General features: G+C 70.0%; 6 protein-coding genes. 2 read left to right on the top strand and 4 right to left on the bottom strand.

The features are described from left to right. On the top strand, positions 1-1,117 hold a 1,117-nt coding region (gene hutU, locus AX721_RS10885; RefSeq protein ID WP_068876042.1), incomplete at its 5' end, for a urocanate hydratase. Continuing rightward, positions 1,114-1,695, top strand: a complete 582-nt coding sequence (locus AX721_RS10890) for a HutD family protein (RefSeq protein ID WP_068876043.1) — start codon at positions 1,114-1,116, stop codon at positions 1,693-1,695. The genes hutU and AX721_RS10890, both read left to right, overlap by 4 nt. On the opposite strand, the gene AX721_RS10895 is transcribed toward AX721_RS10890, so the two are convergent. The 4 genes from AX721_RS10895 to AX721_RS10910 form a co-directional block, all read right to left on the bottom strand. Continuing rightward, a complete protein-coding gene (locus AX721_RS10895) occupies positions 1,696-2,256 on the bottom strand; it encodes a class I SAM-dependent methyltransferase (RefSeq protein ID WP_197422535.1) in 561 nt (186 codons plus the stop codon). It lies immediately after the preceding gene. Positions 2,257-2,428: 172 nt separating this feature from the next. Beyond that, positions 2,429-3,160 (bottom strand): AraC family transcriptional regulator, encoded by a 732-nt coding sequence (locus tag AX721_RS10900; protein WP_068876045.1) that lies wholly within the window; start codon positions 3,158-3,160, stop codon positions 2,429-2,431. A gap of 91 nt (positions 3,161-3,251) precedes the next feature. Continuing rightward, the gene (locus AX721_RS10905) at positions 3,252-4,028 is read right to left on the bottom strand and encodes a PepSY domain-containing protein (RefSeq protein ID WP_068876046.1); all 777 of its coding nucleotides are present in this window, start codon (positions 4,026-4,028) and stop codon (positions 3,252-3,254) included. Positions 4,029-4,038: 10 nt separating this feature from the next. Then, the gene (locus AX721_RS10910; protein WP_068876047.1) at positions 4,039-4,746 is read right to left on the bottom strand and encodes a PepSY domain-containing protein; all 708 of its coding nucleotides are present in this window, start codon (positions 4,744-4,746) and stop codon (positions 4,039-4,041) included. Positions 4,747-4,917: the final 171 nt, after the last annotated feature.

Consider the following 4,917-nt stretch of genomic DNA (forward strand, 5'->3'; position numbering starts at 1 on the left):
GGTGATGGCGGGCGCCTCGTGCCTGGCCATCGAGTGCCAGCAGACCAGCATCGATATGCGCCTGCGCACCGGCTATCTCGACCGTCAGGCCGCCGATGTCGACGAGGCGCTGGCGTGGATCGAGCAGTCCTGCCGCGACAAGACCCCGATCTCGGTCGGCCTGCTGGGCAACGCCGCCGAACTGCTGCCCGAGCTGTTCGCGCGCGGCGTGCGGCCTGACCTGCTCACCGACCAGACCAGCGCGCACGATCCGATCAACGGCTACCTGCCCAAAGGCTGGAGCCTGGAGCGCTGGGCCGCCATGCGCGCGCAGGATCCAAAGCAGGTGGAGGAGGCGGCCAAGGCCTCGATGGCCGAGCACGTCCAGGCCATGCTGGACTTCCAGGCGGCCGGCGTGCCCACCGTCGACTACGGGAACAACATCCGACAGATGGCCAAGGAGGCGGGGGTGGCCAACGCCTTCGACTTTCCGGGCTTCGTGCCGGCCTACATCCGCCCGCTGTTCTGCCGCGGGATCGGGCCGTTCCGCTGGGCCGCACTCTCGGGCGACCCGGCCGACATCGCGGCGACCGACGCCAAGGTGAAGGAACTGATCCCGGACAATCCGCACCTGCACAACTGGCTCGACATGGCCGGGAAGCGGATCAGGTTCCAGGGCCTGCCGGCGCGCATCTGCTGGGTGGGCCTTGGGGACCGCCATCGCCTGGGTCTGGCGTTCAACGAGATGGTGGCCTCGGGCGAACTGAAGGCGCCCGTCGTCATCGGCCGCGACCACCTGGATTCAGGCTCGGTCGCCTCGCCCAACCGCGAGACCGAGGCGATGCGCGACGGGTCGGATGCCGTGTCGGACTGGCCGCTGCTGAACGCGCTGCTCAACACCGCCTCGGGCGCCACCTGGGTGTCGCTCCACCACGGCGGGGGCGTGGGCATGGGCTTCTCGCAGCACGCGGGCATGGTCATCGTCTGCGACGGGACGGACGCCGCGGCCAAGCGCATCGCACGCGTGCTGTGGAACGACCCGGCGAGCGGCGTCATGCGCCACGCCGACGCCGGCTACGAGATCGCGCTGCAGGTGGCGCGCGAGAAGAAGCTCGACCTGCCCGGGATCCTCGGGTGAGCGCCACCCTGCTCCACGCTGCCGACCGGGTCGCCACGCCGTGGAAGAACGGCGGCGGCGTCACCCGCGAAGTGACCGTCTGGCCGCCGGGCGCCGGCTTCGGCGACTTCCACTGGCGGGTCAGCATGGCCGAAGTCCGCGTGGACGGACCCTTCTCGATGTTCCCGGGCGTGGACCGGATCCTGGCGGTGCTTGAGGGCCGGCTGGCGCTCGCGGTCGCCCCGTTCGGCGAGTTCGACTTGTCGCCCACAGGCGCGCCGGCGGCTTTTCCCGGTGACGCGCCAGCCACCGCCCGCGTGCTGGAAGGCCCGGTGCTCGACCTCAACCTGATGGCCCGCCGTGGCGTCGCCCACGCAACCCTGGACCGGCTGCAGGTCGGTGCGCCGCAGACGCTTGAGGCTGTTGTGGGCCATCGGCTGGTGATCGCCACGGGCGGCGCGCTGCGGGTCGTCGCCGGCGATCAAGCCCACGAGCTCGCCCCCCTGGACGCCGTCCTGTTCGGGTCCGGCGACGGTCCGCTGCGCCTGGAGGCGAACCGGTCGACCCCGACGCACCTGGTGCGCGTCCGCATCCTGTGATCACGACGCGCCCGCGCGGACGCGGGCCCGGAACAGTGTGATCGCACCAGTCGGCGTTCGCACGACGGCCGCCCGCATTACGCCATCGAAGGTTTCCTCAAGCAGGTGCGTGAGAGCGCCATCCGCATTGGCCTGGGTGTTCTCGTAGCCGTCCACGCGCTGCACGATCCCAAAGAGCCGCCGCATGAACCAGTCCGGCTGTTCGGCGTAGTCGGCAATGTGGATCTCGCCGGCTGCGCGCGCCGCCGCGGCCATGGCCTTGATGCCCGCCCGCTTCTCGACCGGGAGAACCTGGTGAAAGAGGAGGCTCGAGACGACCTTGTCGAAGCCGGTTCCGCAGACATCCCGCGCCTCCCGCGCGAATCCTTGTGCGAAGCCGATCTCCAGGCCCAGCCTGATCACCTTGGATCTGGCGATGACGAGCGCTTCGGCGTCCGGGTCCAGTCCGACGACCTCGCAGCGGGGTTCGCGCGACTTGAGCAGGATCGCCAGCGACCCCGTTCCGCAGCCAACGTCGAGGATCCGCTCACCGGGTTGCGGATCGATCTGGTCGACCAACATTGGCCGCCAGCGGCCTTCGCGCGTCCAGAAACGGATGGTCCGATCGTAGGCGGCGGTTGGCCCGGCGCGTCCCAGCGCCGGCGTGAACTCTGGTGGCGTCACCTTGCTTCCTCCGAACCCACGGTGATCTGCGGCGGGTAGGTCCCCCACAACCGTCATTCAGGAGGATCGCTCAGGCGCGGCCCCCTCGTCTTGAACGAACCTGCCCCGCGTCGAGAAGCGTGGCGACCGTCGAAGGGGTCACACCGAAGAGCCGCCGCACCGTGCGGGCGAGGTGTGCGGCGTCCGAGAACCCGGCTTCGACGGCGGCGCCGGTGAGGTTGTCCCCGGCCCCCAGGAGAAGGAAAGCGTGCTGTAGCCGCCGCCACTTTCTGTAGGGTCTATAGGCTAAACCCAGCTGTCGCGCGAAGAGCCGCGACAGTCGCCCCTCCGAAAGGCCGACATCCTCCGCCAGCTGTCGGAGCGGCGTCGGTTCGCCCGGCGCCAGCTCAAGCCTATCGAGGACGGTCGCCAGTCGCGGATCGAGTGTGGTCTCCTGCTCGTGCTCGGCCATCGCCTCCATGCACGTCAGGAGCGCCCCTTCGCTGATGGCGGCGGGGTCCAGCGCGAGCAGCGCTGCGGTCGCGGTGCTGGACAGCCGCTGCGGCCGCTCGCCGAGCCACGCCGTGAGGCGGCGACCGACGCGCGACGTCGCGTCCACGTAGATGTTCAGCGCCTGGGCGGCCGGCCGCAGCCGATGCGGCTGCAGGGACGGAATGACGAACCCGGTCCCGCGCTTCACGTGATCGCCGATCTCCACCAGGAGCGGCGCCGGAGATGCGGTGATCTGGTGGGCGTGGTGAGCGTGCGCCCGACTGTCGCCGACCGCGCCGCGATGGGCGGCCCAGCCGTCTCCAAGCCACAAGGCCCCGGTCCAAGCCGGTGTGTGGAAGCGCGTCGTCACCCCATCAGCCTAACACGGGCCGCGTGACGGATGCTGCGTCCGCGCGCGCGGGTCAGGTGGACTCCCTCGATGCGCCCTGCCGCGCGGGCGCCTTGCTCGCAGGACGACCCCTGCAGCGCGCGGCGAACGCTGCGAGCGGATCGACCACCCAGGCCACATCCGAGCGGCGGAAGCTGCGGAACAGCAGGATCAGCCCGCTCAGCGCCAGCCAGGCTGCGCCGGAACCCAGGGTGATGATCAACGGGTGGTTGAAGCTCTGGCGCTCGCCGTAGTCCATGATGTGCAGCATCCAGGCGATGTCCCAGAGCCGCCAGGCGTTGGTCTTGGCGCCCAGGACCTCGCCGGTCTTCTCCGACACCAGCAGCGTACTACGGTCCTTGTCGGCGAACTCCACGCGCCAGACCGGCAGCGCCACGTCGCGGGTCTCCAGAGTGGTCTTGTCCACCCGGGTCACGGACTTGACCGGCGCCTGGCCACTGTAGCGGGCCACGGCCAGTTCGCGGCCCTTGGCGGCGTCGATGGCGATCGGGGTTCCCCGCGCGGCGTCGAGCAGGCGCACGCCCTGGGGCGTGGTCGCCTCATAGACGTAGGTGTCGAACAGCGGCTTCAGCTGCAGCTTCAGGATCGGCGCGCCGACCCTCTCGGCGACCGCGGCCAGCGGCAGCGGCTCGGCCGGGACCGAAATCTGGGCCACCGGCAGCACGGCGTGTTCGCCGGAGACCTCATGGTGGTCGAGCAGGGCCATGACAGAGCCGCTGCCCGCCCAGAGCAGGAACTGCAGGCCCAGAACCAGGCCGAACCATTTGTGGAGCCAGCGGATCAGGAACATGCGCGGCTCCTCAAGCGGCGGCTTTGCGCACGCGGCGCTTGCGGCGGAAGCTGTAGACCAGGAGCCAGCCGCCCGAGGCGGCGGTGGCGACGGCCATCCAGGTGAAGATCCGGATCAGCGGATTGTTCACGTCCTGGCGGTCGTCGTAGTCCATGATGTGGAACATCCACACGAAGTCGAAGGTGCGCCACAGGTCGTGGCGACGGGTGACCAGCTCGCCGGTGTAGGGGGAGATGTAGAAGGTGGGTCGCCAGGCGCCTTCGAACTCCACGCGCCACAGCGGCACGGGCCGGGTCTGCACCTCGAGCGGAGCCTTGGTGATGAACTCGGCGCTGACGACGTCGCCGTCCTCCGCAAACAGCGCCTTGGCCCGCGCCCGCGCCTGAGCCTCGCCGAGCGGCGAGAGCTTGGCGCCCGTCCGGGCGTCGAACAGCGCCTTGCCGGCCGCGGCCTCGACCACATAGACAGGCTGGCCCAGCTGGGTTTCCAGCCGCGCGGATTTCAGGCCCGGCGCCAGGTGCGCGAGATGCGCCGGCTCCACCAACCCCGCGAGTGACAGGGGCTGGACGACAGGCGCTCTCACCAGGCGGTCGCCGTGGATGATGTCGATGTGGACCGCCGTCATATAGATCCCGCTCAGGGTCCAGAAGACGGCCTGGATCGCCACGACCAGGGCGAGCCACTTGTGGGTTGTCCGCGCAAGGGCTGGCCAGCGCATCTGATCCTCTCAACAGGTTTCGCAGGCGCCGGCCGGGGGGATTGGGCGGGGCGGCCGGCGCCCGCAGTGCGGCCTAGAACGTGTACTGCAGGCGCACATATCCCCGACGACCCAGCAGGTCGTAGGTCATGGTGTCGGTGTTGGCGTCGGTCCAGCTCTGGATGAACGGCG

This window comes from Phenylobacterium sp. CCH9-H3, from assembly GCF_001557235.1.
Lineage (GTDB): Bacteria > Pseudomonadota > Alphaproteobacteria > Caulobacterales > Caulobacteraceae > Phenylobacterium.

Excerpts from the sequence above, each read along its gene's own strand:
- AX721_RS10895 (WP_197422535.1), bottom strand. The coding sequence starts at position 2,256 with ATGTTGGTCGACCAGATCGATCCGCAACCCGGTGAGCGGATCCTCGAC.
- AX721_RS10905 (WP_068876046.1), bottom strand. The coding sequence starts at position 4,028 with ATGTTCCTGATCCGCTGGCTCCACAAATGGTTCGGCCTGGTTCTGGGC.
- AX721_RS10910 (WP_068876047.1), bottom strand. The coding sequence starts at position 4,746 with ATGCGCTGGCCAGCCCTTGCGCGGACAACCCACAAGTGGCTCGCCCTG.